5 protein-coding genes are annotated in these 2,493 nt (G+C 38.7%); all 5 read right to left on the reverse strand.

The annotated features are described in order from the left end of the window. Positions 1-54: 54 nt before the first annotated feature. On the reverse strand, positions 55-432 hold the full coding sequence (gene rpsM, locus B4G94_RS03965; protein ID WP_108636195.1) for a 30S ribosomal protein S13: 378 nt from the start codon (positions 430-432) through the stop codon (positions 55-57). Between the two features lie 28 nt (positions 433-460). Continuing rightward, positions 461-577 (reverse strand): type B 50S ribosomal protein L36, encoded by a 117-nt coding sequence (gene ykgO / locus B4G94_RS03970; RefSeq protein ID WP_013665024.1) that lies wholly within the window; start codon positions 575-577, stop codon positions 461-463. Between the two features lie 45 nt (positions 578-622). After that, positions 623-841 carry a translation initiation factor IF-1 gene (gene infA / locus B4G94_RS03975; protein WP_002997456.1) on the reverse strand — a complete coding sequence of 73 codons (219 nt, stop codon included), beginning with the start codon at positions 839-841 and terminating at the stop codon, positions 623-625. A gap of 74 nt (positions 842-915) precedes the next feature. Beyond that, positions 916-1,698 (reverse strand): type I methionyl aminopeptidase, encoded by a 783-nt coding sequence (gene map / locus B4G94_RS03980; protein ID WP_104385207.1) that lies wholly within the window; start codon positions 1,696-1,698, stop codon positions 916-918. Positions 1,699-1,707: 9 nt separating this feature from the next. Then, positions 1,708-2,493 (reverse strand): preprotein translocase subunit SecY (locus tag B4G94_RS03985; RefSeq protein WP_286857271.1); only part of this gene is annotated, 786 nt, incomplete at its 5' end.

Raw genomic sequence — 2,493 nt, forward strand, 5'->3', positions numbered from 1 at the left:
ATAACAACGATACGCTTTTTTGCAGCTTTTTTAGTTTTAGCCATTTCTTATTTATTATTTAGTAGCTTTTTTCTTGTTTGCAACTGTCTTACGTTTACCTTTACGAGTACGTGAGTTGTTTTTAGTACGTTGACCACGAACTGGTAAGTGTTTACGGTGACGCAATCCACGGTAACAACCGATATCCATTAAACGTTTGATGTTCAATTGGATTTCTGAACGCAATGAACCTTCTACTTTCAATTCATCATTGATGATGCTACGAATTGCTGCCAATTGCTCATCATTCCACTCTTGTACCTTCACATCTTCGCTGATACCAGCTTTTTCCAAGATATATTGAGCTCTTGTACGACCGATACCAAAAATATAGGTAAGGCCGATCACACCTCTTTTGTTTTTAGGTAAATCAATACCTGCTATCCTTGCCATATAATATTAAGCTATTATTTTTAATGAATTAACCCTGACGTTGTTTAAACTTCGGGTTCTTTTTGTTGATTACAAAAACTTTACCTTTACGACGGATGATCTTACAGTCCGCGCTACGTTTTTTTATTGATGCTCTTACTTTCATGATATTTATTTTTTCAAAAGCTTGTGCTAATTAAAAGGCTTACGACTATTTATAGCGGTAAGTAATCCTTCCCTTAGTCAAATCATACGGAGACATTTCCAATTTAACTTTATCCCCAGGTAAAATTTTGATATAGTGCATACGCATTTTACCAGAAATATGGGCAATGATTTCATGTCCATTTTCCAATTCTACCCTAAACATAGCATTAGAAAGTGCCTCTCTAATTATACCGTCTTGTTCTATTGAGGCTTGTTTAGCCATATATTCTCGATTAAATTTAATTTAAAAGCCTGCGAACAGGAGTGCAAAGATAAATAAAAATAATTGAAAACCAACTACTTTTTGTTCAAAACTTTCTCTACATGTTCGAATGTCAGCAACACATCTGGTTCACCTTTTCGGATGGCAACCATCTGTTCGAAGTGCGCCGATAACTTCCCATCTACTGTACTTACTGTCCAACCATCGTCCCAAAAACGAACACCTGCCCGTCCCGCATTGATCATCGGCTCGATACAAATAACCAAACCTTCTTCCAACTTCGGACCTGCACCACGTTTTCCATAATTTGGAACTTCTGGCTTTTCATGTAAATGATATCCAACGCCATGTCCGACCAGTTCGCGCACAATTCCGAAACCGAACTTGCTCACGTACTCTTGGACCGCAGAGGAAATATCCCCAACACGTTTACCGGCCACAGCCTGTTCAACACCTTTGTACAATGATTCCTTTGTGACATCCAACAACAATTGGGCTTCTTCAGAAATCTCACCTACACCGAAAGTGTAAGCTGAATCACTGATAAAACCGTTCAAATTGACACCTCCGTCGACTGAAACAAGATCACCATCTTTAATTTCATAATCGCTCGGAAAACCATGTACAATCTGATCGTTGACAGAGATACACAAAGAGTATGGAAATCCATGATAATTTAAGAACGCTGGCGTACCACCATTATCATGAATATACTCATAAGCTAATTTATCAAGAGATATAGTTTTTACCCCAGGCTTAATCACTTTTGCGATTTCACCAAGCAATTGCGAAAGCACATCTGCTGACTTCCGCAATTGCTCTATATCATCTGCTGACTTATAAAATACTTTAGACATCTAAAGAAATTAAATTGCCGAATGATCCATTCCCTCAACAGACGCGGCCGAACGACCTTTAATACGACCTGTTTTCATCAATCCATCGTAATGACGCATCAATAAATGAGATTCGATCTGTTGCAAAGTATCCAACACCACACCTACTAAAATCAATAAGGACGTACCTCCGTAGAAGTGTGCAAATTGATTATTAATACCAAACAAACTTGCAATAGCAGGTAGAATAGCAATAATCGCTAAGAAAATTGCACCTGGAAATGTAATATTTGATATTACGCGGTCTATAAAATTACTAGTTTCCAATCCCGGTTTAATACCCGGAACAAAACCTCCGTTTTTCTTCATGTCATCTGACATCTGTTGCGGATTCACCATGATCGCTGTATAGAAGAACGTAAATGCGATAATCAACACCGCAAAAGTCACGTTGTACGCTACAGAAGTATAGTTACTCAACGAAGTCAAAAATTCCGACTGAAGATTTGGGAAGAACTGTCCTAAACTCATTGGCACAAACATGATCGCCTGTGCAAAAATGATCGGCATTACACCTGCAGCATTTACCTTTAACGGTATATACTGACGTACTCCACCGACTTGCTTGTTTCCGACAATTTTCTTCGCATATTGCACAGGAATCTTACGAACTCCCTGTACGATCAAGATCGTAAAGATCACGACGAAGAACAAAGCCACAAATTCAAGCAACAATGGAATTGGACCACCACCACCTTTCGCCATTCTAGAAACCCATTCCGCAGTGATACCACTTGGCAATTGAGCGATAATACC

The sequence above is a fragment of the Sphingobacterium sp. UBA7625 genome, from assembly GCF_002484085.1.
Classification (GTDB): Bacteria; Bacteroidota; Bacteroidia; order Sphingobacteriales; family Sphingobacteriaceae; genus Sphingobacterium; species Sphingobacterium athyrii.